This is a genomic window from Phytobacter sp. SCO41 (assembly GCF_003073275.1).
GTDB classification, from domain to species: Bacteria; Pseudomonadota; Gammaproteobacteria; order Enterobacterales; family Enterobacteriaceae; genus Phytobacter; species Phytobacter diazotrophicus.
Genome location: NZ_CP027225.1, coordinates 1,618,925 through 1,641,952 on the forward strand (window position 1 = coordinate 1,618,925; position 23,028 = coordinate 1,641,952).

Here is a 23,028-nt window from a genome sequence, read left to right on the forward strand (position 1 = left end):
GTTGATATGGAACAAGCGCAACATAACGGGCTGGCGGTACTGCTGCATCTTCTTCATCTGGCGCGAGAGGCGCAAAGTCCGCTACGTCTGGGATTCATTATGGTGAATGAGTCCCGCCAGTTGTTGGTTTATCGCCAGGCGGCGTTCTGGCAGGAGGGGCTGCGCCGTCAGGTTGTTTCCGTCTCCGGGCTTGCGGAAGCTGACGCCACGTCACCCTATTTACAGTGGTTAAGCGGCGTTTTTCGATTTCTTTATCAACACCACCCTGAATTGCCGCCGTATGTGGCGTTAACGGCTGCGGCTTTACCTGAGTCTCTGGCTGCGGACTGGTCTCAGTGGCTACCCGCCCATGCCGTCTGGTTCCCGTTGGGATCTGCGGGGGCATTACTGTTTGCCAGCGATGAGCCCTGGGATGACGAAACCCTCCATCTGGCCCAGGAACTGATCCACGGCTACCGTTTTGCGCTGGTTCAGCATCTGCCTCACCTGAATAGCCGTCAGAAATTTCAGGCCTGGTTGAAAGCGTCGCCGCGTCGTAAATGGTGGCTGCTGGCGCCGCTGCTCCTGTTATGTATACCCGTGCGGATGAGTGTGCTTGCGCGGGCAGAGGTGGTGCCATCGGATCCCGAGCTAATTCGTGCTCCCGTAGTTGGGGTTATCGATAAAGTGCTGGTACAGCCGAATCAGGTGGTGCAGAAGGGAACGGCGCTTTTCGCCCTGGACGCAACGGTACTGGCCGGGCAGTTCGCCCTGGCAAAACAGGAGGCGCTGGCGGCAAAAGAGCGCTTTCGGATCAGTGCGCAGATGGCGGTGACCAGCGACAAGAATAAGCTGGAACTGGCTGAGGATAAATCTCGTCTGGCGGCAAAAGACATCTCGGCCGACTATGCCGGAAAGGCGCTGGATAAACTTAACGTGACGGCGCCGGGCAGCGGCGTGGTGGTGTTTTCCGATGCTGAGGAATGGCAGGGAAAAGCAGTTAACGTTGGTGAGAAAGTGATGACCCTGGCCGATCCGGAACATGTGGAGCTGGCGGCCTGGTTACCCGCGGCAGATGCTATTCATCTGCAACCGGGGGCGAAAGTCACTCTTTACCCAAACGCATCGCCCTTTAGCGCCTTTGACGCGACCCTGGTAAGAATAGCGTATAAAGCAGAGGTCAGTGATGGCAACGTGCTGAGCTATCGCCTGCAGGCCAAATTCCTTGCGCCAAAACAGACACCCATGATTGGGCAGATGGGCACCGCGCGTATTTATGGCGACTGGGTTCCTTTGGGCTACTATGCTCTGCGGCGTCCTTTGACCGCCGCCCGACAGTGGCTTGGGTGGTAGCATGGATAATTTCCTGCTTCCTCCACTGCGTCAGGAACTGACCCTGCATGCCGGGCCGGATCAGCAGGATGGCTCGCCAGGTTGGGTGCTGCACGACCCGGCGGCAAACCGTTTTTTCCTGCTGGGGTGGGCCAGTTTTGAGATGCTGTCACGCTGGGGAGCACGGGATGCCGGGCGCCTGATGAAGGCCGTCAATACGCAAACCACATTGACGCTGGATATGCACGATATCCACCACCTGGTGCAATTTCTGCGCGAAAATCAGTTACTGCAAACAGAGTCGAGCGAAGAGCTGTGGCGTTTGCATCAGCATCGCCATCGCGGTTATTTATCCTGGCTGCTCAGCCATTATCTGTTTTTCCGTATTCCTCTGGTTCACCCGGATGCGCTTCTGGCTCGCTTGTTACCCTGGATCAGTTGGGTTTTTCGCCCGGGATTCTGGTGGCTAATGGCGCTGATAACCCTGAGCGGCTTGTTTATGGTGTCTCAGCAGTGGGATGCCTTCACGCATACGTTTTCAAGTTATGGCGGCTGGATGGCGGCGGTAGGGATTGCGGTGGCCCTGAGTGTCGCTAAAGTGGTTCACGAACTGGGACATGCGTTTACCGCCCGCCATTTTGGGTGCCGCGTGCCCGCCATGGGGATCGCTTTTTTGGTGATGGTCCCGGTGCTGTATACCGATACCAATGATGCGTGGAAATTACCGTCGCGTCGGCAACGATTATTGATTGGCGGCGCCGGAATGATGGCTGAACTGACGCTGGCCTCCTGCGCGACGTTACTCTGGTGTTTCTTACCCGATAGCCCGTTTCGCGCCGGTATTTTTCTCTTAGCCAGCACAACCTGGCTGGCGACGCTGGCTATTAATGCCAGCCCCTTTATGCGGTTCGACGGCTATTTTCTGTTATCGGACCTGCTGCAGATGCCAAATCTACACGCCAGGTCCTTCGCGTTGGCACGCTGGCACTTGAGACGAGTGTTGTTGGGGCTTGATGATCCCGAGCCAGAGCATTTCTCTGCTTCACGGCGACGTGGTTTACTTATTTTTGCCTGGCTGACCTGGTTATACCGCCTGGTCATTTTCACCTCCATCGCGTTTTTGGTTTATCACCTTTTTTTTAAAACGCTGGGGATAATATTACTGATGGTGGAACTGGGGTGGTTTGTGGTGCGACCCTTTGTTAATGAATTACAGGTTTGGTGGCGGCGGCGCCATGATTTACGCTGGGGATTGAGAACCTGGCGCACGTTGTTTTTCCTGACTGTGATAGTGCTTTTTTTGGCCGTGCCATGGCAGCGGGGCGTTTCGGCACCCGCCGTGATGGACGCGGGACAATCTCAGGCTATTTATGTGCCAGAGGATGCGTTAGTCGGGCAGGTGAATGTGCATGATGGCGACTGGGTGCAACAAGGGCAGGTACTGGCGGTATTGACGTCGGACAGCCTTGATTACCAGATAGCGCAGGCTAAGGTTATCGCTGCGAATCTGGCCTGGCAGGTTGCTCAGCAGCCTTTTTCAAAGGGGCTTGATGAACAAGGTGCGGCACTGAAAAAGCTGGCGCTGGCCGCTCAGCAGCAAATCGAAAGTTTATTACGTCAGCAAGCGCGACTGACATTAACCGCCCCTTTCGCCGGACGTATAGCGGATGCCAGCGATACGTTAAAGCTTGGCACCGTAGTGGTTCAGGGCGAACGGTTGATGCAAGTTCTGGGTAAAGAGGGTATGCGTGGTGAAGGTTGGGTGGATGAAGATACGGTCACGACCCTGCGCCCTGGCGATGCTGCATTCTTTGTGCCGGACAGCGGTGAAACAAGTGCGATTCGCTGTAAAGTCGGCCAGGTTGACAGGCTTAACCAAACGACGCTTGACCAACCGTTGCTGGCATCGGTGTATGGCGGTGGCATTCCGGTGCAGATCATTAATGAGCGTCTGGTGCCCATTAACACCATTTTCCGCGTTCGTCTGGACGCCTGCGAAACACGCCTTTCGCCAGAGCGTGAGATGGCCGGAAAAGTGGTGTTACAGAGTGAACATCATAGTTTTTTACAACGTGCCTGGCAGTGGCTGGTGGTCAGTCTGGGTCGGGAGGCGGGGTTGTAATCCGTCTGGAGGCAGGATTTACCTTTCATAAAGGAGTCATGATGGTGTCTAAGCCCGTGGTTTCGAAGTCTATAGATGTCTTATCTTTGCGGCCTGCACGCACATCGGATATGCCATTGATTGAGCAAATTTATCAGAGTGCCAGACCTGATTTGCAGTGGATTGATGGGGAACAGGCGCTTATAGAGACCGTACGCCAGCAACAGTGGTATATGATGCAGCAATCCAGCGGTGAACAGCACCCTAATGCCATGCATTTTATGGTGGAGCGTGCAGGTTCGAATGTCGGCACCGTGATGGTCGATTTTGGTCTTAATGAGGCAAGGGTGATATTCATTGCTATGTTGCCGCAAGCGCGTGGACAAGGTTACGGACGCCTGATATTACAGCAACTACAGGTTGCTGCCCGTAAAGTCGGCTGCCCGCTCAGTGCTACCGTCTGGCGAATGAATCACGATGCCCAACGGTTATATCTGGCGCTGGGATTTCGGTGTGAGGAACAAGGTGCAGTTGCGGATAAATGGGTGTGGTACCCCTCAGACAGCTAATTATATTGGCGCAGAAATTTTTCTGCGCCAGGGCGTTAATTAAAAATGAGCTGGAAATAACTGTAAGCAGGATCTCTTCCCATTTCCAGAGTACGGTTGATATTGACGCCTTCTATTTTTACCTCCTGATGTTCAGTGGTTTCAGGTAATCGTAAGATGCCATAGACATTCACCAGCGGTGTATTTGCCGTGGCCTGCAATTCTACAATAAACGGAGTGCGTGATATATTCCGCTTCGTAGGCATTTGTGCTCTTGGTAGCAATGTGACGGACTGCACTGATAAAGTTAACGCCATACCATTATCAGCATCCATCGTACAGGTTTTCCCAATAAAAGATGTAAATAAGTGGCTGTTAATTTCTTCCAGCATAAGACCCTCTGGATATGTTAATCATTGCGCATGGGAAATATTCCGGTGACTGCGATACAGAAGTTAATCGCCAGAAATGGGTTCATGACAGATACAGGGACATTCCCGCCTGTAGGGTTCAGTTGACCCGTAATACTGGTACCGCCGACGTCTACAGGATCTTTTAGTGTGGTTGACCAGATGGTTGCCAGCCCCGTGCCGCCGCCGGATGCACCAATGAAAGGCGCCTGTGCTGAGGGGATACTGGCCGGTGTTGTGGGGTTGGCAGTGCCGCTGGCCTGTAATTTTACCTGTAAAGCGGGGGTATGCGTGTGTGCTGGCATATTTGCCGTAGACAACTGAACATTGGCAGTGCCACCAGTATCGCCCATGTTATGAATAACCGTTTGTAGCTGACCGAAACCAATAGGCATTCGCCCCTGGAGATTAGGCAGGTTAAACGTTGTTGCGCCATCACCACCGTAAAATTTGCCCAACAAAGCGAAAAGCGCCTGATATTGCGAAACTCTATATTGTTGCCCATTGCAGAAATCAAAATAGCTTGGTGCGTAGTTAAAAGCAAAAGGAAGAATTGTTCCCATATAACAGTCCATAACTAACTCCTTATTGGTGTTGAAATGTGCAGAGCTGGAAAGATGCGAGCAAACAACATTAAAAGTGTGGCTTGTTATTGCCATTTGTCGAATAATTTACGCTAAAGCACTGCTTTATGAATATTGTACTGTCGCTACATTAAAAAAAGTGGGGCTGGATATTTACATACGATTTGGGCTATTCCGGGAGTTGTTGTATTAAGTAAGAGTGTCAGATTAAAAATAATGAATAAGGGAAAGCATTTTTTGGCGGATGCTTATCCTGATAAATAGAAAATATTGACATTGATCTCATCCGAATGGCTTTACATGGATGTATGCCTGAGAATGTCTGCCGCCTTGCGCATATTAACCGCTCAGGTCATAGCGGGTCTGAATCGCAATGCGTTGTTCCGGCGATATCCGATAATGATAAGCAGGTCGGTGTAGCTATCATAACAACAAGGGCTTATCAGTACTGATTTAGCCGATATCAGATAAATTTGTCTTTAGTTAGTTAAAAGGTAAACCTGGAAATGAAGAACATGATGACCCACAAATGATGGCATGGCATATGGGCATACGTCGGGAAGAGCGGTTTCGCCAGAGATCAGGAGAGGTGTGTATGGTGTCCCTGCAGGAATCGATTATGTTTTTTATCTATATGAATTTAAATGATTATTTTTGTCTGTTGCTTTTGTTTTATACGCATTCTTATACGTACATCGAATTATTTGTAATAAGCACTGAATTTTTTATTTACAATTCTTTACATGTTCTAGGGGTGTATACTAGCGGCAGGTGTTGAGTAGTATTTAGGCATATTGACCTATATTGGCCTATATTCAACAGCATTCAATAGCATTCGTTTTTTTCAACCCCATTCCACTCAGAAAAGTAGCCACCTTTACCAAACATTCTTTATATGTAAATATAGTTTCATCCAAACGGAGCTAATGAAGTCTTAATAAATCCAGATCTAACATAAAGGAAATAGCTATGAGTCTATTACCTCAGTTAAATTCACCCAAAGGGAATCTAAGGTTGTTGAGGATTTCAGATGTTATGAATTTAACCGGGCTGCCGAAATCCACAATATATCTAAAAATGAAGAATAAGCAGTTCCCTGCTCAATTATCAATAGGTACTCGTTCTGTTGCGTGGTTGGAAGATGAAATTCAGGAGTGGATTTTAAAGAACATCAATCAGCGTGGTTGTTAGTCGGCAGGTGCGCCTCTAATTTATTTTAATGCGAAGGGCTATAAATGTTAATCCATGAAAACCTTGGGGCGGGTGTGCTCGCCTTTGATTATACTAAAAGTAATTTCAATTCAGTTATTTCTGGTTATAAAGTCATTAATTTTAACGAGTCACATTCTGATGCGGCTTGTGTATCCCGTATTATTGAGATTTTTACGCTCAATAAACTTCGAGCCGAAGGTGAAAAACTCACTTCTATTACAGGGCTAAGAATTCCGGATACCGCAGCAACGGCAGAAGAAATTAACTTATTGCTTTCTCGTTGCTCTAAGTTATGCAAAGTTGAAGAGAAAGAATTAGGCATTCGTAATCGCGCCGTTGATGAAGCAAACGCTGCCATTCACCAGGCTACTGGAGCAAGCCGAAGTATTTCAGAAGTGAAATCACGTAAGGCGGGGCATGCGGAACTTGCTGATGCAGAACACCAATATCAAATGGCGAAGAGTCGTTTTTCTGAACAGAGCGAGCGTGTCACGCAGTTCAGGTCAATTGCAGGTTTACTGGTTGCTGAGGCTGTCTGTATCGGTAAGGGGATTAATTTACCGTTGCTCCATTCGTTTCATAAGGCAACCCATGTTTCAGCAGAATTAATAAGAGCTTTACAGAAAAGTGATGTTGCAAATGCTGTAAGATTTACTCTTGAGGCTCTTGATGAACTAACAACAGCCATTAGAGAGATTATTAAAAAATGTATCCCTCCTACAGATCGCTATGAGCTGGATAATGGTGGCCTTTTAAAATCTCAGGCATATCAACATTATTATCATGCTGATAATGCCTTGCTGCGTGCACTGGTGAGTGCAGATGAATATGTATTACATGTCAGTGAAAGAAATAAACGTGACAGTTATAAAAAAAGAATCTTCTCAAGTTAATTAAAAAGGTGGTTATATGTTTGCTTTTAAAAATGAAAAGCCGGACGCTGCACGTCTGTATCATGAGAAATTAACAGCTACTGCCAGTAGTTCTTATCAGGAAGGGCGTCGTTTCTTTCTGACTCCCAAAAAAGAAAATATTCTGCGAGCGTCAATACTGGAGTCTGGCTGGATGATGGGCCAGATTACGTTACGTGATGTAAACGAAATCTCTGGCAATGCTATAAATATAGGTGCCAGCGAATTACATACCGGACGTGTGGCTAATGGTCGTTTCCGTAAAAGAGTGGCGATTAATGGCACAGAATTCTGGCTTTCTGAAACAGATACCAGTGCGGCGATCACTTACGCGGAGATGTCAGATATTTATAATCTGGGCAACGCAGGTAACTTTGATGATGTGATGGACGAATTTTTTAGCCAGGCATACTCGCTTGATATGTTGCGTACAGGCTTCAATGGTGTCGCTATTGCCGATACTACCGATCCCGAGAAAAATAAAAAAGGCGAAGATATCAATATTGGCTGGCATGCACTGGTAAAAGAATACGCTGAGGGTAAACAAATCATTAGCGAACCAGTATCACTGGGTGAAAGTGGTAACTGGAAAAATATCGATTTGCTGGCAAACCATCTTATTACTAATGTGATTGCCGAACCGTACAGGGAAGACCCTCGCCTTGTCGTGCTGGTTGGTGCTGAACTGGCTGCACAACAACGCCTGCGCTTGTTCAATGCGGCGGATCGTCCCGCAAATGTGAGTGCTGCTCAGATGGCCACCAGTTCCATTGCAGGACGCTTTGCCTTTATTCCGCCCTTCATGCCCGGTAAACGCCTTGCTGTGACCACACTCAGTAATCTGCATATTTATACTCAGGTGAACACGCGGTTACTTCGCGCTGAGTTCGATGAAGAGAAATGTGAGTATGGGCATTCATATCTTCGCAATGAAGGTTATGCCCTGGGCAATCCGGAACTCTATGCTGCTGTTGATGAGAGCGCTATTTCTCTCGTTGAGTAATATTCCTGCAAATAAAAAGCCCGCTGATTATTTAGCGGGCTTTGAGAACTTACACAGGTAGAAAATGAAACCTACAGGGTGGCAAACCCTATAAGAATATTCAGGATGCCAGGATTTTCAAAAATGAACAATACAATAAATTCGGTTATAAATTTCTTGCGTAGCCTTAATCCGGCAGGCTATAGTTTTGGCGTTGCCGCAAAATCGGCAACCGGGCGTAGGAACCCGTGTAATCTAACGGCGACACAACACGCGCCTGGCGTGTTTTTTTATGTCGCAGCTCTGGCACACCTGTTTTTTATGGTGTGGTGTTTTATGGCGTTCATTTGCCTCTTACGCCACATTGTCAAAATTATGGTAGTCCGGGCGGGGCAGCTTTCGGGCTGGCCGGTATCCGTTAGAGCCGGTATTCCTACCCCCGTCCGGGCTACCACCCATGAGCGTAGGAACTCCGGTGGTGGCGTTAACCGCTATCTAACGGAGGTTGCCGCTATGGCTACGATCCCTGTTTTTTTTCAACCAGAATTTACCTTTCTTTTTCTTGCTGTTCGCCGTGCTGACTCCACCTCGCGTCCTTTTCCTGTTCGCATCACTGCATGCAATGAACATGATGCACGGCTGCGTCTTGTCGCTGACTTCATCCTGTGTTTTGCCGGACGTCTGCCACTGGAGGTGAACGCATGAAACACCTTAATCAGCAATGTTTGCCTTGCACCCTGTCCGACGAAGGGGAAAACCGTCTGCTGAGAGTTGCGCTGGCCAGTGAGTTTCTGGCTGATGCGTTATCAGGCAAAGACAGTTCCGGCGTAAATACGGTGTCCTCTGAGGGCGTGGCCGCTATGTTTGCCTGTTTTGCTGAACTGCTCGATGGCGTTGTGAAAGAAACCAGCACCCTACAGGGAGGCTGTCATGACCAGTGAAACAATCATGTCTCCGGCTTTTCGCACTGCGCTATTACGCCGTTATGTGGCTGATGCATTTATTTCCCTCATGACCCGTGTGAATGGCAGGCCTGTCTATGTTGAAGACGGGGAAACGGTGATTCTGACGGCTGAAAAAGTTGCCCTGAATATTCTTTTTCACATTGAAGCCCCCTGGATGGACGAATTCGGGGCAGAAGATGGCAGCAGACTTGCGGCTGAAATGCTTGAAAGAATGCTGGTGCCTGGCTTTATGGGTGAAGCATTACGCCTGTCCGTGGAAGGTGTCACCGAAATGCGGGAGGTGTACCGCGACATTATTTTTGGTGCCCCGGATGGTGAACTGCCCGCTGGTTATGAATTTGTGCGTTGTGAAGAAGGGGAGAAATGCCAGTGAGACAGCAAACTGTTACTGAGATTTCCACTGCTGCCCGTGGCCGCTGGCCACATATCCTTTCAGCGCTCGGTATTACCGTTCCGGCAGGGCACCGACACGGAGCCTGCCCGAAATGCGGCGGAACTGACCGTTTTCGTCTGGATGATAAGGAAGGACGGGGAACCTGGTTCTGTAACCAGTGCGGTAATGGTGACGGACTGGATCTTATTCGTCTTGTTACAGGCAAGAGTGTACTGGAAGTCTCTGGCCTGGTCGCCGGAACATTGTCCATGCCGGAAGCTGGCAACAAACCCGTTGTGCCTGCCAGAAATGAAGCGGTACGGAAAGCGAATGGCAAAGCACGTTTTCACCAGTTAGAGAAAACATCAGCCCAGGGGGAAACCCCTTATCTTACCGCGCGCGGACTGTTTGGCCATGTGGCAGCCCTGCTGGGGCATCCCGTGACGGTAGCCGGAACCGGATTCCCGGCAGGTTCTCTTCTCCTTGCCCTGACTGATATTGACGGGGTAATTACGGGTGGACAGCTCATCAGTCCTGAGGGGGAGAAAAACCTTCTGCCGGGCAGCCAGCTTACCGGGGCGTTTATTGCACTGACTGACATACCCACAAATCCTCCTGAGCAGGTCATTATCACCGAAGGTTTTGCCACGGCACTCACAGCATCGCTGTTGTCCTCCGGCTGGGTGGTTGCCGCTGTGGCGGCCACTAATCTGGTCAGGGTGGCAGAGAGGATCAGGCAGAAATGGCCTGATACGCGGATCGTTATGGCTGCTGATAACGATTTACTCGACGGTAAGGAGAATACCGGGCGCATCTGGGCAGAGAAAGCCGCAAAGGCTGTGAGCGGATGGGTGACACTGCCGCCAACCCGGCATAAAGCGGACTGGGATGATTTCCGCCAGGAGGCCGGGCTGGAGCGCGCCCGCGAGGCATTCAGGGAAGAAATGACCCTCCACGGCAAAGGGCTGACCCGTCTGCCGGAAGGTTTCCGTCTGACAAAGGAGTATCTGTGGTACGACAAACTCGTTAATAAATCAGACGGTGATACCGAAATCCGCAACATAAAAATTTGCAGCCCTATTCGGGTGACTGCCATTACGAGCGATGCTGATGGCAGTAATTACGGGCGACTTCTTGAGTGGGATGACACGAACGGGAACAGCCGCAAATGGGCGATGCCGATGGAAATGCTGGGTGGTAGCGGTGAAGAGCTGCGTCGCGTACTTCTGGTTAACGGCCTTTCGTATATCAATGTTAATGGGGCTGCGCGGGCGCACCTGATGGAGTACATCTCCCTGTGCAAACCGGAAAACAAAGTCACCTGTGTGAATAAAACCGGGTGGCATGGCGGGGTGTATGTTCTCCAGGATGAAGTTATCGGACGGGATGCGCGTTCCGTGATTCTCCAGACATCGAGCGTACAGGGGCGGGATTTCCGCGTGAACGGGACGTCAGACGACTGGCGGCAACATATCGGGCGTTATTGTGTGGGGAATGCCCGCCTGGCATTCAGTGTAAGCCTGTCTTTTGCCGCCCCTTTGCTGCAACTGGTGGGGATGGGTGGCGGTGGATACCACCTTAAAGGGGAATCCACGGACGGGAAAACCACGACCATGAAAGTGGCGGCATCCGTCTGTGGCGGAACTGACTTCTGGCATACATGGCGCGCAACGGGAAACGCGCTCGAAGGTACGGCAAGCCGCCGGAATGATGCCACGCTGATGCTGGATGAGATCCGTGAAGTTGACGGGCGGGAAGCCGGGAATATCGCCTACATGCTGGCAAACGGGCAGGGGAAAGCCAGAGCACGAACGGATGGTTCTGTCCGTGAAACAAACCGCTGGAATCTGCTTTTCCTTTCCACGGGTGAACTGTCACTGGTGGAACATGCGGCCAGCGCAGGAGAACGGACTTATGCCGGAGTTGAGGTGAGGATGATTCAGATCCCCAGTGATTCCGGTAAGTATGGTGTATTTGAGGATTTGCACGGCTTTACAGGCGGAAAAGCCCTGTCTGAGCATCTTGAGCAGGGGGTGGCGCAGTTTCATGGCGCGCCTTTCCGTGACTGGCTGCGTTATATCACCGACGCATTGCCGGAGGTCACCAGCCAGGCAAAGGCGTTACTGAAAGAGTACACGCGAAAATTAACCCCGGAAGATGCCGGGAATCAGGTTGGCCGCGCTGTAACCCGCTTTGCTCTTGTCGCTATGGCCGGAGAACTGGCGACACGGGCAGGCATCACGGGCTGGCCGGAAGGAGAAGCCTTTGCAGCGGCTGAACGTTGTCTGGCGGCATGGATGGCAGATCGCGGGCACTCGGCAAACCAGGAAGACAGGGCAGCACTGGAGCAGGTACGTGATTTCTTCACGCGCAACCAGTACAGCCGTTTTGCTGACTGGCATGACGACAAAAACCGCCCGGTTGCCATGATGGGGTTCCGCAAGGTGGACAAAGGAAACGCGAATACCGAAACGGTGACCACTTTTTATGTTCTGCCATCGGGATGGAAGGAAATCTGCAAAGGATTTGATGCCCGTAAGGTTGCGCGACTTTGTGTTAATGCGGGGTGGCTTGAAGCAGGTAAGGACGGGCGTACCCAGATAAACATGCGCCTGCCAGAAATAGGCCTCAAGCGGGTGTATCAGTTCAGCACTAATGTGCTTGGCGAACCGGAAGAAGACTAATCCCGCGCGAGTCTTATTTTTATGAGGTAACACTGGTAACAGAGGTAACAACCAGACACCGCAGGGCGTTCAGGTGTTACCAGTTAAAAAGGGTGACTGGTAACACTGGTAACAATCTTAGAGGTGTTACCTCGTGTTACCACTAATAAAAAAGCACTGGTAACGTTTTTTTCTCTTTTAAAACAATGATGTTGCCAGTGTTACCACTGTTACACGTTTAATCAGACAGTAATCACTTCTGCCAGCTTTATTCCTGGCAGGCAATAAATGAAGGAAACAGCATGCGCATCATGAAAATGACCTGCCCTGAATGTCTTGCCAGTGCAACAATCCGTAAGACGAACCGTAAGCATCCACAACTGGCAGATGTTTACTGTAGCTGTACAAATGTCGAATGTGGCCACACCTTTGTGATGAACGTGTCCTTTTCACATACCATCAGCCCCAGCGCCCTCAAGGGACAGGGAAGGGTAAAAGAACTGATTGATGCCATGCCAGAAGAGGATCGCGCGAAAGCCCTGGCATTTCTGCTACAGGCAAAAAAGCAGGCTTAATATTGACTGGCCGGGACCCGGAAGTGTGCCCGGCATTGATTATTTGGTCAGAAATTTTTTCAGTCTTTTTTAGTGGTAACTCATTAAATTTACTCTGTTTATAATTTTCGCGTTCAGTGCTGTCTCTTCCTGAATCGTGACATAAAATAAAAAATCCCTTCTGAAACAATCATCTGGAAAAAGTGGCACAAGTACTGAAATTGCTGAAACTGAAAAAAACTGAAATCCGTTTCAATTTTTTCAGTCTGCGGTTTAAGCCAGAGAGCCAGCGCTGGCGCGGGCTGGCTTACCCGTTTGTAGAAAAACAAAACTGAAAAATTTTACTGATATGAAAGTGGCAGGCGGGTGCGGTGTAGTGCCGTTTTTGTCTCTTTTGATTGTTTTTTGGTTAGTCCGGTGCTAACTTAAGGGCAAGCTCAGGCGTTCCGCTTTGAATGCGGCAATCAACTTTATTAATTTGTTAGCTTTGCTTTCAGAAATGAAAGCGTTTGGATTTTATCCAGACAAGTTCCGAGGCCACCACCGTCGCCATCCCCGGCGATGCCGTAGCTGACGGCATTACTTACGGTCGAGGAAAACAGAGGCTGCTGCTAACAAATGTTGATGTAAGCATCTCTGTTAATCCACACCCTTGATTATGGGAAGACCGTAAGTAACTTTGCTCATTTTCTTCTTATGGACGATTGATGTGAGTTCAGATCTGCCAAAAAACACGAGTTCTAAAGGAATTTCATCTCTATCATTGCTTTCAAAAACGTTGGGGATCGCTGTCGAAGAACTCCGCGAAATTAGAGCCATTCCACTTGATAAACGTTATGAAAAAATTTTAGTACCAAAATCGGATGGCACTAATCGGATTGTTTATAAACCTCACTACAAAATTAAAAAAGTTCAAAGAAAAATTAATTCACGTATTTTCCGGAAGCTGGTTGTATGGCCAGATTTTCTTTTTGGCTCAGTTCCGAATGATAATGATGATGAAGACTCTATTAAAAGAGACTATGTAACCTGTGCTTCGCTGCATTGTGGAGCCAAGTCTATACTTAAAATTGATATCAGAAATTTTTTTGATAACATACATAGAGAGTTAGTTTCAGATATATTTTCTACATTTTTTAAATGTAAGTCCACCGCATTAGATTATTTAGTGGATTTTTGCACAAAGGGAGATTTTATCGTCCAGGGGGCGTTGACCTCTAGTTATATTGCTTCTTTATGTCTTTATGATAAGGAGACTCACGTTGTTAGGCGAGCGCGACGTAAAGGTCTGACCTACACTAGGTTAGTTGATGATATAACAATTTCATCGACAGTTTTCGATTTTGATTTTAATCAAATAAGAAAACACGTTGAAGACATGCTTGCTGATAAAGATTTACCACTGAACTATGAAAAAAGTGGAGTGTTTCATAATTCTACGACTCCTTTAATGGTACATGGTTTGCGTATTGACCATTTGACTCCTCGTCTTCCTTCTGATGAAGTGAAGCGCATTAGAGCATCTTTGAATAATTTAATTAACTTATCAGAAAAAAACAATTCAAGGACAAGTCTTGCTTTTCGAAAGGAATATAATAGGTGTCTCGGTCGTGTTAATAAACTCGGTAGAGTTGGGCATGAAAAGCATCCTATTTTCCTAAAAAAAATTAAAGTCATCTATCCAATGCCTTCTTATAAGGATGTTATTTCCTGTAAAAAAGCTATTGCTAGCTTGGAAACTTCGTATGTGAATGGTTTTAGTGATAAGGATTGGTACTCTAGGAAGTTTAATTTGGCCAGCCATAAAATATCAATTATTAATAGAAGCCTGGCTTTTCAACTGATTGCGAAGCAATTAAGAGTTAGGTTAAATAAGGTTAAGCCTGATGAAGAATGATAACGATCTTTCATTAAAACAGTTGCGGATTTTTATATGCGTTGCTGTTTTAGTATGCTTGTTAATTTTGGGCTATTCTTATCATGAAACAATGATGAAGCAAGAAATGTATTCGCTTCCATTTTGCCTTGAAAGTAATTGCATTAGCTTTATGATTAAAAAAATGGAAGGTACGATAAACCTAGCTCAGGCCTTAGGTTGGCTAGTTACATTACTTACTGGCTTGGGTGGCGCTTATATTGCATTGAAAACATACGTGACAGGAATTAGAAATAGCAATATAACTAATCATATATCTCATATAAATATGTTTAGAGATTTTGTTAACTTAGAAGTCTCCAAAAGGAAGAGAGTTTCGCCATCTTCAGTTGATATATATATATGGTATAATAAAATCTTTCCTAATTCCAAAAAAGGAGATCTTGTTTTCTGTTCTTCATATTTAGAAAGCATCAAGAATGTGAAAAAAGTTATCGATGAGGCTAATGATAATATCAGTTCATTGAGCGGGGATTATAGATATAAGGATCATCAACAGAAGATGATTGCATGCTTGAAGGTTTTTGGATTGGAGATTAACAGAGGACCAAAGAACTCATTCGTTGAAATTGAAGGGGAGATCCTCGAGATAATTGACTCGGTAAACTCAACATTTATTTCTGGACATATTATACTTTGCTTGATTGAAAGGAAATATAACTAAGCTGTTATCTTATTCGAATACCACTGCACCATTTTTTTTCTCGATTCGATATATTGCGCATGATTGTAAGTTCCACGAATAGAGTTTTTATCAACATGCGCAAGCTGCATTTCAATCCAGGCACTTTCAAAGCCATGCTCGTGCAAGATGGTGCTCATAGTGTGTCTGAAGCCGTGCCCGGTTAACCGGCCCTGATACCCAAGCAGCTTGATTACTTTGTTGATACTAGCTTCACTCATTGGCTTTCTGGCATCGTTACGGCCAGGAAAAACGAGGCTGTAATTGCCTGTGATTACCTGGAGTTTTTTCAGAATGTCGATTGCTTGGGTGGATAACGGAACTAGGTGTGGGCGGCGTTTTTTCATACGCTCTTTTGGGATTTCCCATAATGCCTTGTCAAGATCAAATTCTTTCCATTCTGCCGCACGTAATTCAATGGTACGAACCCCCGTTAGCATCAGCAGCTGCGTGGCGTATTTCGTTACCAGACTCCCCTCATAGTTCTCCAGAGCTTTAACAAATGCGGGTAGCTCAATTTCTGTCAGGAACGGGAAATGTTGTGTTTTAGGCTTGTTGAGTGCGATAGCCAGATCGGGAGCGAAATTGTATTTTGCCCGGCCAGTGGCAACGGCATAACGAAGCACTTCACCGCAACGGCGACGAATTTTGCTGGTCTGTTCCAGTGCGCCTCGTTTCTCAATTTTTTGCAGGACTGTTAGTAGTTCTAAAGGTTCGATTTGTTCAATGGGACGTTGGCCGATATAGGGGAAAATATCTTTCTCAAGGCAGTTCAGAACCTCTTTCGCATATCCTTGCGACCATGTTGTGGTTTTTGACGAGTGCCACTCTCTGGCGACGGCCTCAAAGCTGTTTTCATGGGCGAATTGCAGCGCGATTTTTTCTGCCTTGCGGGCTTCGCTGGGGTTAATACCCTTTGCCAGCATAGAACGACATTCCTCGCGCTTTTGTCGTGCTTCAGCGAGTGATACCTCACCATACACACCAAACGAAATCATCTTTGGTTTACCGGCGAAACGGTAACGAAAGCGCCAGCCCTTACTGCCAGTCGTATCTATAAGCAGTGATAGCCCCATCCCGTCATTGAGGGTGTAGGGTTTTTCTTTAGGTTTAGCGCGTTTTATTTGGATGTCAGATAGCAGCATGTGTATAGAAAAAAGATCGAACCGGGTTACACACAATCCTATACGCAAGTGCGTATAGATTCCATTAGAAGTTATGGAACTTGTTTAGACGTGGATTCTTTATACTTTCTTTTATTTTTAGTGAGTTATGGAAGTTATTGGACTGTCTTAGGTTTGGTAGTGGTGTCCCCTGCAGGAATCGAACCTGCAACTAGCCCTTAGGAGGGGCTCGTTATATCCATTTAACTAAGGGGACATAGATCGCGATTGGTTTTCTTTGTTCGCGTTGTTTGCAATGTTACCGTGTTTACTATTTCCGATTCAAGAATTAAGTTCTCTTGTGTTTTTAATTGTTCGTTGTCGTTTCTCTAAAAATCACCTTCGTTCACTTGCCATTGCGTACAGAATGAGTACAGAATCAGTTTCCCAAGTGTGTACAGGAAACTTAATCGTGGCTCTCAGTGATACCAAGCTTCGAAGCATCAGCGGCAAACCATATTCTGGAGCACCAGAGGTTACCGACGGTGATGGTCTGAGCGCGCGCATATCCCCTGCAGGAACCGTCACTTTCCAGTATCGCTATCGTTGGGATGGCAAACCAGTCCGTATCACCGTGGGCCGATATCCAGCAACTTCATTGAAAGAAGCGCGAGTCATCGTCGGCGAGATGCGCGCATTGTACATGAAGGGGGTAAACCCAAAAAATTATTTTACCCGTGAAGACGGAGAGTTGACTCTTAAAGACTGTCTCGATCAGTGGTGGGATAAGTATGCCTCTAAGTTGAAACCTAACACACAAACACTTTATAAATCGGTTGTGTACAACAGCATGTACACACAGTTCTCTGGCACTCCCGTTGCCAACATTCCTGTTTCAGCCTGGGTGCGTTTCTTCGACAAGCAAGAAGAAATGAACGATAAGAAATCACGCGTGCTTTTGGTCCAGTTGCGCTCAGTAATCAACTGGTGCATCAGTCGCCAGCTTATCCCCTCATGTGAAGTGATGAAATTAAGCGTTAAAAACATTGGTAAAAGGCCAGACGTTGGCAAACGGGTATTAACTTACACTGAGTTAGCTAAGGTCTGGCTGGCGCTCGAAAATACAAAAATTGTCTCTTCTAATAAAGTCCTGCATCAGATGCTGTTACTTTGGGGGCCGAGACTGTCAGAACTGCGCCTGGCAACTGCTGCCGAATTCAATATGGATGATCTTATCTGGACTACTCCAGAAGAGCATTCAAAGATGGGTAAACTTATCAGGCGTCCTATCTTTGACCAAATCAAACCCTATGTAGAACGCCTCTTGAATACTGGTAATGATGTGCTGTTTCCAGGTCAATCTTTTGATAAAGCAATTGACCGATCTTCATGCAATCTGTACATGAAAAAGTTACGAGAGAAAATTGATATTCCTGACTGGCATACACACGATTTCAGGAGATCGCTCGTAACAAACCTGTCAGCAGAAGGTGTTATGCCCCATGTCACCGAAAAGATGCTGGGGCATGAACTGGGGGGTGTAATGGCCGTATATAATAAACATAACTGGTTGGGGGAACAGAAAGAGGCATATGAGTTGTATGCTGATAAAATTTTCTGGCACGTTAAACAGCTTGGTTAACACCTCCGGCGTTAAGCCATTTTTCAACAGCCTGGCGGCTGTTTTGTGCCGGATGAGTAAGGATAGTCTCAGGAAAAACATGTTCTTTTTTCAGACCACACATGGCGGTTCGCTTTTTCTGTAGTAATTCCGATAATCTTTTTTCACTCATAAAATCAGTAATCATAACCTGCCTTTCTTTTTCAAGGCATCAAGTTGGATGTCTTGCACTGTTCGTTTTGAGTTGCGCCGTTTCATCACCTTTTCTTCCATAGTGTCTGCGGAGATAGTGTGGGATGAACATCGAATGGTTGTATCCGGCCTGGATTTATCGAGATGGCCGATGCGTTCGATAATTTGCCTATATTGCTCCAGGTCCTCCCGGTGCGAGAAAAATACCAATATGTTACCGCTACCTGGCAGGTTGCATGAGCGAACTGATTTTTTCCCAGCTTTCCAATCGCGCCGTTTTTGTGGAACCTGGTCAAGGCGTTGGCCGCGTAGGAATGTTTTAAGCAGGAGCACAAGGTCGTGTTTCCAGTGGCAGGCTACCACGAGTGCGGATGTAGAGAATTTGAATATCTCTGCTAAAGCAACGGGTGAATTTGAAATACGGGCTTACAACCCTTTTCGATTCTATAACGGTGATGCCAGGGCAGATAAACTGCATAAAGTTATGAAGATAACGTTCGGCGAACATGTTGGAATAATGAGCACTGGTAGATACTCTCGAGTTCTGTTCAGAGTAGATAAGAAAACAAGCATTCCTCTTTCAGGCAGCATTCAAAAACAATCGGTCATTGTAAGACCCACTTACACAGACAGGGCCCGCGAAATGTGGATAGGTTACCTTGGTAAAAGTATGGGTTTATTCAGGATCGCGATGCGACTGATAATAACTATCCGATTACACTAAACACCCGTGGCGGAAATGTTGGGTTAACATTACAGATCCGATATTACCTCTCGATGCTGATGGAGCTTGCGGTCCTCATGTGGGTAGTATTTATACTCCTGGAAATTCGTCACGGCGCTGGGTTACAGTTTATTCAACTGGAGGGGTTGTAACAGCCTCAGATGAAATGCTTCAAACTAAAGTTGAAGCATTTACTGTCAATGCGATAACATCATCTCAGGAACTTGCGTTGCGTTCAGGAATCTTCCAACGACTCAAGGACTACCGAGATTTTGGCGGGCATGTGGAGGGAATATCGCGTATACTGTACAGCAGGTCATGAAAGTTATGGCCGGGCGCGGCTTGGTTACAGAAAGTACAAAATGATTGAGCACAATGTCGAGGCCGACGCCTATAGATTAAACTACGTTCAAATAACAGTTTTGTTATGGTAGGTATCGCCGTAAGTTTGACAAGATAAACTTTGATTGGTAGCACCTCTGGGGTATTATGCTACGCATAAAAAAATATGCACCAGAGGATTTGATGAAAACCACAACAAGAATTGAAGCGCTTGACGGTCTTCGCTTCATGGCGTTTATGATGGTGATGTTGTATCACTACTTGTTTGCCGGGCCTGTCTCCGGCTTCTTACCAAAAGAGTTAACAATTAACGCGTTCTACTTTGGGGATTTTGGTGTCGATTTATTTTTTCTTATAAGTGGATTTGTGATATCACTGTCTTCAGATGGAAGAACTCCTCTTGCATTCATTAAATCAAGGATAAATAGAATTGTACCAACATTTGTTATCTTTGGATTTATTGTTCTAATATTCTCCGTATCACTTCCAATGGTTGATTTAAGGGAGAGGCTAATATCTCTTTTCTATAGTTTTACATTTTTCCCCCAAGCTTTTGGTCATCATTTCTTTAGTGACATTTACTGGACAATACAAAAAGAGGTAACATTTTATCTTCTTGTGTTTGCTATGATGTTGCTTAATGTTTGGAGTGATTATAAAAAACAAATATGCTTTGCATGGATTTTAATAGCGTATATTAATCAATTTATATTGCACTCAAACGCAATTGATTACATTTTTATAACAGAGCATGCTGGCCACTTCATTGCTGGTGTTATAATATATGATGTGAGGAAAAATAAAGCTTCTCCATTTGATATTGCATTGATTATCCTTAGTGTTGTTCTTATTTACAATAGAATGATTGGCTTCAACTCATATATCACTGGTAGCTTCGGGTATTCTGTTTCAGACGCATCACTTCTTCTTACATGTATCGCCCTTGTTGCATTGACATGGTGTGCTTCTAATGTATCGGAAGTAGGGCGGTTTTATGGTGTTGTCAAGTTTCTTGGTGCGATGACATATCCATTGTATTTAATACATGCTGATATAGGTTTTTGGTCTCATGCGATGTTCGAAAGAAAATGGTGGGCAGATTATCCTGTAACGAAATCATTTGTTAACTATGAAGTTACTGTGGTCATAGCGGTGTTGATATCGTTTTCTATCGCAGCGCTATATATAAAGTTTTTCGATAAAAAAATAACACAGGCATTTAATAAATTATGGGATGCATTCGGCTTCCTGGCCCATAAGAAAAATATAAATGGTTAAAATATGCCAGATATGAATACGTCGTATTGATCTCTGTATCGCCCCTCTAATAGTCAGGATCCCGACCAACTCAAAACCTTACCCTTGGAGCACTTAACAGTATTCCATCCGGGGGTAAGGTATGAGGATGAAACTTTAAACCAACCGGCTTGCTTGGGTGGGCAACGTGCTAATCACTACAATTGCCGTTTATCTCGGTATTAGCCCTCTTGATTTAATTTATCCTGGGCTGGCCGTTTTTAGCTTTCCCCTCTCTTTTCTGGGCTGGTTGTAGATCCGAGCGAAAATCAAAGCTGATCGTCGCAGAGCGACTTTCGCCAGGCCTGCAGCGTAACCACGGGGCTATCGATTTTCTGTGTGAGTCAGATTCCCACAACCTTGAACAAGCCGATGAAGTTGTTGCAAAGGTTCAGCGTGTGATGACTGAAACTGAGGTGTAACTAAGAAAGATCTTGCGAGGAAACTTAGTCTCGCAGTAATCAGCCTCATTCTGGCCGGAACCGCAGTGTCGGTGATTATGGATCAGTTCCTTGAGGAGAAAGAAGGAAATAATTTGGCGTCATACTGTGACGACTTAGCCATCTGGCCGATTTGCCGTAGTACCACAACGGTGAATGGTAAGCCAGTAATCAGGGAACAGTGATTGACTCTGGCTTAATGTCGTCTCGTAAACGCGCTCAAACGTAATATGGTGCTGGCTTGGCTGGAACGCAACGCGCATTTACTTTTGACCGCACTGCAGAAGGTCGGCATTGTTTCGTTCTACCTGTATAACATCGACCCCGGGAAATGCTTCTCTTCAACGTTCTATAAAAACTTAATGCTGGCGACCATAAAGGCGTATGTCCTGAAATCCGGCGCTGTGTGTTCGACAGCGACTGTCGGCGGACGAAAGGGCAGGCTATTGGCTACTATGGTGAGGTGGAACAAGGAGGTCAGAAATCGGTGCTTGCTTGCTGGATGATTTACGAGTGACAGCTTTAAAATCATGCTGACTGCAGCGATTTTGACTCTCTACGCCAGTACATATCACACCGGTTATCTGAAAGCCTGACAGGCGCACAGCGAGCCCGTAAACAGCGAGGCTAAAGCTAAGCAGATGAAAACAGAAAACGCTGTTGCTACTGGTGAGCAGAAAGCGGCAGTGGTCACTATCGATGCCAACCTAATTTAGCGAAACGTTTTATCGTGACGTGATGACATATGTTAACGACTCGAAACGCGCACTGTGTGCCGTTTTGATGACGACGCAGTGCAAGATAAATAACTCTGATCGGGAAAGTGACGAAGATCGGCAGGCGTATATTCAAGCCTCGGAATGCGTTAGATGTCTACGTAATAATATTTACCGCTGGTAGTTGTAGTATAAGGCAATAGAATGATGATGACATAACTGAGTGTTTGAATTTATATTCAATGATATGAAATCAATTAAACTAAAGAATTATTTTTTCTTTTGATTTAACTAAGGGGACGAGGCGGCAGGAGTATAACTTCATTTCGCCTTTGCGTTAAGTGTCCTGCGCCCGAGTGGTTAAAGTGTCGCCAGTCAGCCCCTGTTTTCGGCTATTTCCTGTTTTGCTTTGGCTTTTGCCTCAGCTTTGCGTTTGTTAATCATGTCATTGCGAATTTGCGCGTGGCTCAGTAGCGCGAAGATAAACGTACCGCCGCAGATATTTCCGGCAAGCGTCGGAAGCGCAAACGGCCAGAAAAATTCGCTCCAGTGGATATTGCCATTAAAGATGAGATAAAAAATCTCCACCGCGCCTACCACGATATGGGTGGTGTCGGCCAGAGCGATAAGCCAGGTCATCAGAATAATAACCACGATTTTTGCAGCACCCGCAGACGGGAACATCCAGACCATGGTGGCAATAATCCAGCCGGAAATAATGGCGTTGGAAAACATCTCCATCGGCGTGTTCTTCATTACATCCATACCAATTTTAACGAACGCGTCGCGCGTCGGCTCATCAAAAATCGGCATATATTCAAAGGCCCACGCCGCGATACCTGTACCAATGAGATTCCCCAGCAGCACAACGCTCCACAGGCGCATCATCAGGCCAAAATTGACCCATGAGGGCTTTTGCATCACCGGAAGTACAGCGGTAACGGTGTTTTCAGTAAAAAGCTGCTGGCGGGCCATAATCACAATAATAAAGCCGAAGGTATAGCCGAGGTTCTCCAGAATAAAGGCGGCCGGTACGCCTGCTAGCTGAACGTGAAAGATCCCCTTTGCCAGCAGCGAGGCACCCATCGACAGCCCGGCGGCGATGGCGGACCAAAACAGCGCCATGGCATCGCGTTCCAGCTCCTTTTCGCCGTCCTGACGGATATGCTCATGGATAGCCATCGCGCGGGAGGGGAGGCGCTCTTCATCTACTTCAATTTGCTCGCCACCTATTTTCTCTTCGCTTTCCACATCTATTCCGTCGCTGTGTTTGTCAATTTTCTCGTCTTTGATGCCGTCCATATTGCCTCTGTCTACTTGTGGCCCATGGTCTAAGCGTAGCGACTTTTTTTAGAAGGTCTG

The 23,028-nt window shown here is 46.7% G+C and carries 20 protein-coding genes, 1 tRNA gene and 2 pseudogenes; 16 read left to right on the plus strand and 7 right to left on the minus strand.

Going from position 1 to position 23,028, the window contains the following annotated elements:
• The first annotated feature begins 6 nt into the window (after positions 1-6).
• Genes C5523_RS07830 through C5523_RS07840 form a run of 3 tightly spaced genes read left to right on the plus strand, consistent with a single transcriptional unit; the run spans position 7 to position 3,981 of the window.
• Positions 7-1,332, plus strand: coding sequence for an efflux RND transporter periplasmic adaptor subunit (locus C5523_RS07830; RefSeq protein ID WP_107224745.1), 1,326 nt, complete (start codon positions 7-9; stop codon positions 1,330-1,332).
• Between the two features lies 1 nt (position 1,333).
• Entirely contained in the window at positions 1,334-3,433 is a 2,100-nt protein-coding gene (locus tag C5523_RS07835; RefSeq protein WP_223878778.1) for an HlyD family efflux transporter periplasmic adaptor subunit, read from the plus strand.
• A gap of 38 nt (positions 3,434-3,471) precedes the next feature.
• Positions 3,472-3,981 carry a GNAT family N-acetyltransferase gene (locus tag C5523_RS07840; protein ID WP_197718606.1) on the plus strand — a complete coding sequence of 170 codons (510 nt, stop codon included), beginning with the start codon at positions 3,472-3,474 and terminating at the stop codon, positions 3,979-3,981.
• 35 nt (positions 3,982-4,016) lie between these two features.
• On the opposite strand, the gene C5523_RS07845 is transcribed toward C5523_RS07840, so the two are convergent.
• Positions 4,017-4,352, minus strand: a complete 336-nt coding sequence (locus tag C5523_RS07845) for a hypothetical protein (RefSeq protein WP_107224746.1) — start codon at positions 4,350-4,352, stop codon at positions 4,017-4,019.
• A gap of 17 nt (positions 4,353-4,369) precedes the next feature.
• Positions 4,370-4,945, minus strand: a complete 576-nt coding sequence (locus C5523_RS07850) for a phage tail protein (protein ID WP_039079824.1) — start codon at positions 4,943-4,945, stop codon at positions 4,370-4,372.
• Between the two features lie 978 nt (positions 4,946-5,923).
• On the opposite strand from C5523_RS07850, the gene C5523_RS07860 reads away from it, so the two are divergent.
• The 10 genes from C5523_RS07860 to C5523_RS07910 all read left to right on the plus strand — a co-directional run bounded on the left by C5523_RS07860 (position 5,924) and on the right by C5523_RS07910 (position 15,214).
• The gene (locus tag C5523_RS07860) at positions 5,924-6,145 is read left to right on the plus strand and encodes an AlpA family transcriptional regulator (protein WP_108700892.1); all 222 of its coding nucleotides are present in this window, start codon (positions 5,924-5,926) and stop codon (positions 6,143-6,145) included.
• A 44-nt stretch (positions 6,146-6,189) separates the two neighbouring features.
• The gene (locus tag C5523_RS07865; RefSeq protein ID WP_108700893.1) at positions 6,190-7,059 is read left to right on the plus strand and encodes a hypothetical protein; all 870 of its coding nucleotides are present in this window, start codon (positions 6,190-6,192) and stop codon (positions 7,057-7,059) included.
• A 16-nt stretch (positions 7,060-7,075) separates the two neighbouring features.
• Positions 7,076-8,080: a P2 family phage major capsid protein gene (locus tag C5523_RS07870; protein WP_108700894.1), complete on the plus strand. Its 1,005-nt coding sequence runs from the start codon at positions 7,076-7,078 to the stop codon at positions 8,078-8,080.
• A gap of 123 nt (positions 8,081-8,203) precedes the next feature.
• Positions 8,204-8,764 (plus strand): host cell division inhibitor Icd-like protein, encoded by a 561-nt coding sequence (locus C5523_RS07875; RefSeq protein WP_090085147.1) that lies wholly within the window; start codon positions 8,204-8,206, stop codon positions 8,762-8,764.
• Positions 8,761-9,000 carry a hypothetical protein gene (locus C5523_RS07880; RefSeq protein ID WP_103244902.1) on the plus strand — a complete coding sequence of 80 codons (240 nt, stop codon included), beginning with the start codon at positions 8,761-8,763 and terminating at the stop codon, positions 8,998-9,000. The genes C5523_RS07875 and C5523_RS07880 overlap by 4 nt, the downstream gene beginning before the upstream one ends.
• On the plus strand, positions 8,990-9,397 hold the full coding sequence (locus tag C5523_RS07885; RefSeq protein WP_108700895.1) for a hypothetical protein: 408 nt from the start codon (positions 8,990-8,992) through the stop codon (positions 9,395-9,397). Before C5523_RS07880 ends, C5523_RS07885 begins: the two co-directional genes overlap by 11 nt.
• A complete protein-coding gene (locus C5523_RS07890) occupies positions 9,388-12,081 on the plus strand; it encodes a TOPRIM and DUF927 domain-containing protein (protein WP_108700896.1) in 2,694 nt (897 codons plus the stop codon). Before C5523_RS07885 ends, C5523_RS07890 begins: the two co-directional genes overlap by 10 nt.
• A gap of 281 nt (positions 12,082-12,362) precedes the next feature.
• A complete protein-coding gene (locus C5523_RS07895) occupies positions 12,363-12,635 on the plus strand; it encodes an ogr/Delta-like zinc finger family protein (protein WP_090085155.1) in 273 nt (90 codons plus the stop codon).
• A 688-nt stretch (positions 12,636-13,323) separates the two neighbouring features.
• Complete coding sequence (locus C5523_RS07905; RefSeq protein ID WP_090085157.1) at positions 13,324-14,511, plus strand: reverse transcriptase family protein; 1,188 nt, start codon at positions 13,324-13,326, stop codon at positions 14,509-14,511.
• Positions 14,501-15,214 carry a retron Ec48 family effector membrane protein gene (locus C5523_RS07910; RefSeq protein WP_108700898.1) on the plus strand — a complete coding sequence of 238 codons (714 nt, stop codon included), beginning with the start codon at positions 14,501-14,503 and terminating at the stop codon, positions 15,212-15,214. The genes C5523_RS07905 and C5523_RS07910 overlap by 11 nt, the downstream gene beginning before the upstream one ends.
• Here the strand turns inward: C5523_RS07910 and C5523_RS07915 are convergent.
• Together C5523_RS07915 and C5523_RS07920 are read right to left on the minus strand one after the other, a co-directional pair.
• On the minus strand, positions 15,211-16,377 hold the full coding sequence (locus C5523_RS07915; RefSeq protein WP_108700899.1) for a tyrosine-type recombinase/integrase: 1,167 nt from the start codon (positions 16,375-16,377) through the stop codon (positions 15,211-15,213). The genes C5523_RS07910 and C5523_RS07915 overlap by 4 nt on opposite strands.
• Before the next feature lie 160 nt (positions 16,378-16,537).
• Positions 16,538-16,612: transfer RNA gene (locus C5523_RS07920), tRNA-Arg, on the minus strand.
• Positions 16,613-16,807: 195 nt separating this feature from the next.
• On the opposite strand from C5523_RS07920, the gene C5523_RS07925 reads away from it, so the two are divergent.
• Positions 16,808-17,977, plus strand: coding sequence for a site-specific integrase (locus C5523_RS07925; RefSeq protein WP_108700900.1), 1,170 nt, complete (start codon positions 16,808-16,810; stop codon positions 17,975-17,977).
• Here the strand turns inward: C5523_RS07925 and C5523_RS07930 are convergent.
• Positions 17,961-18,143 (minus strand): hypothetical protein, encoded by a 183-nt coding sequence (locus C5523_RS07930; RefSeq protein ID WP_108700901.1) that lies wholly within the window; start codon positions 18,141-18,143, stop codon positions 17,961-17,963. The two genes, C5523_RS07925 and C5523_RS07930, sit on opposite strands and share 17 nt — an antisense overlap.
• Positions 18,140-18,514: pseudogene (locus tag C5523_RS27645) on the minus strand (ATP-dependent helicase); the annotation flags it as partial. The gene C5523_RS07930 and the pseudogene C5523_RS27645, both read right to left, overlap by 4 nt.
• Positions 18,515-19,397: 883 nt before the next feature.
• Between C5523_RS27645 and C5523_RS07940 the strand changes: the two are divergent.
• Both C5523_RS07940 and C5523_RS27650 read left to right on the plus strand, forming a co-directional pair.
• Positions 19,398-20,492 (plus strand): acyltransferase, encoded by a 1,095-nt coding sequence (locus C5523_RS07940; RefSeq protein WP_108702302.1) that lies wholly within the window; start codon positions 19,398-19,400, stop codon positions 20,490-20,492.
• A 478-nt stretch (positions 20,493-20,970) separates the two neighbouring features.
• A pseudogene (locus C5523_RS27650) lies at positions 20,971-21,467 on the plus strand (glycoside hydrolase family protein).
• A gap of 574 nt (positions 21,468-22,041) precedes the next feature.
• On the opposite strand, the gene C5523_RS07950 reads toward C5523_RS27650, so the two are convergent.
• Positions 22,042-22,968: a formate/nitrite transporter family protein gene (locus tag C5523_RS07950; protein WP_108700902.1), complete on the minus strand. Its 927-nt coding sequence runs from the start codon at positions 22,966-22,968 to the stop codon at positions 22,042-22,044.
• Positions 22,969-23,028 lie beyond the last annotated feature (60 nt).

Excerpts from the sequence above, each read along its gene's own strand:
- C5523_RS07830 (WP_107224745.1), top strand. The coding sequence starts at position 7 with ATGGAACAAGCGCAACATAACGGGCTGGCGGTACTGCTGCATCTTCTT.
- C5523_RS07835 (WP_223878778.1), top strand. The coding sequence starts at position 1,334 with ATGGATAATTTCCTGCTTCCTCCACTGCGTCAGGAACTGACCCTGCAT.
- C5523_RS07840 (WP_197718606.1), top strand. The coding sequence starts at position 3,472 with ATGATGGTGTCTAAGCCCGTGGTTTCGAAGTCTATAGATGTCTTATCT.
- C5523_RS07845 (WP_107224746.1), bottom strand. The coding sequence starts at position 4,352 with ATGCTGGAAGAAATTAACAGCCACTTATTTACATCTTTTATTGGGAAA.
- C5523_RS07850 (WP_039079824.1), bottom strand. The coding sequence starts at position 4,945 with ATGGACTGTTATATGGGAACAATTCTTCCTTTTGCTTTTAACTACGCA.
- C5523_RS07860 (WP_108700892.1), top strand. The coding sequence starts at position 5,924 with ATGAGTCTATTACCTCAGTTAAATTCACCCAAAGGGAATCTAAGGTTG.
- C5523_RS07865 (WP_108700893.1), top strand. The coding sequence starts at position 6,190 with ATGTTAATCCATGAAAACCTTGGGGCGGGTGTGCTCGCCTTTGATTAT.
- C5523_RS07870 (WP_108700894.1), top strand. The coding sequence starts at position 7,076 with ATGTTTGCTTTTAAAAATGAAAAGCCGGACGCTGCACGTCTGTATCAT.
- C5523_RS07875 (WP_090085147.1), top strand. The coding sequence starts at position 8,204 with ATGAACAATACAATAAATTCGGTTATAAATTTCTTGCGTAGCCTTAAT.
- C5523_RS07880 (WP_103244902.1), top strand. The coding sequence starts at position 8,761 with ATGAAACACCTTAATCAGCAATGTTTGCCTTGCACCCTGTCCGACGAA.
- C5523_RS07885 (WP_108700895.1), top strand. The coding sequence starts at position 8,990 with ATGACCAGTGAAACAATCATGTCTCCGGCTTTTCGCACTGCGCTATTA.
- C5523_RS07890 (WP_108700896.1), top strand. The coding sequence starts at position 9,388 with ATGCCAGTGAGACAGCAAACTGTTACTGAGATTTCCACTGCTGCCCGT.
- C5523_RS07895 (WP_090085155.1), top strand. The coding sequence starts at position 12,363 with ATGCGCATCATGAAAATGACCTGCCCTGAATGTCTTGCCAGTGCAACA.
- C5523_RS07910 (WP_108700898.1), top strand. The coding sequence starts at position 14,501 with ATGAAGAATGATAACGATCTTTCATTAAAACAGTTGCGGATTTTTATA.
- C5523_RS07915 (WP_108700899.1), bottom strand. The coding sequence starts at position 16,377 with ATGCTGCTATCTGACATCCAAATAAAACGCGCTAAACCTAAAGAAAAA.
- C5523_RS07930 (WP_108700901.1), bottom strand. The coding sequence starts at position 18,143 with ATGATTACTGATTTTATGAGTGAAAAAAGATTATCGGAATTACTACAG.
- C5523_RS07940 (WP_108702302.1), top strand. The coding sequence starts at position 19,398 with ATGAAAACCACAACAAGAATTGAAGCGCTTGACGGTCTTCGCTTCATG.
- C5523_RS07950 (WP_108700902.1), bottom strand. The coding sequence starts at position 22,968 with ATGGACGGCATCAAAGACGAGAAAATTGACAAACACAGCGACGGAATA.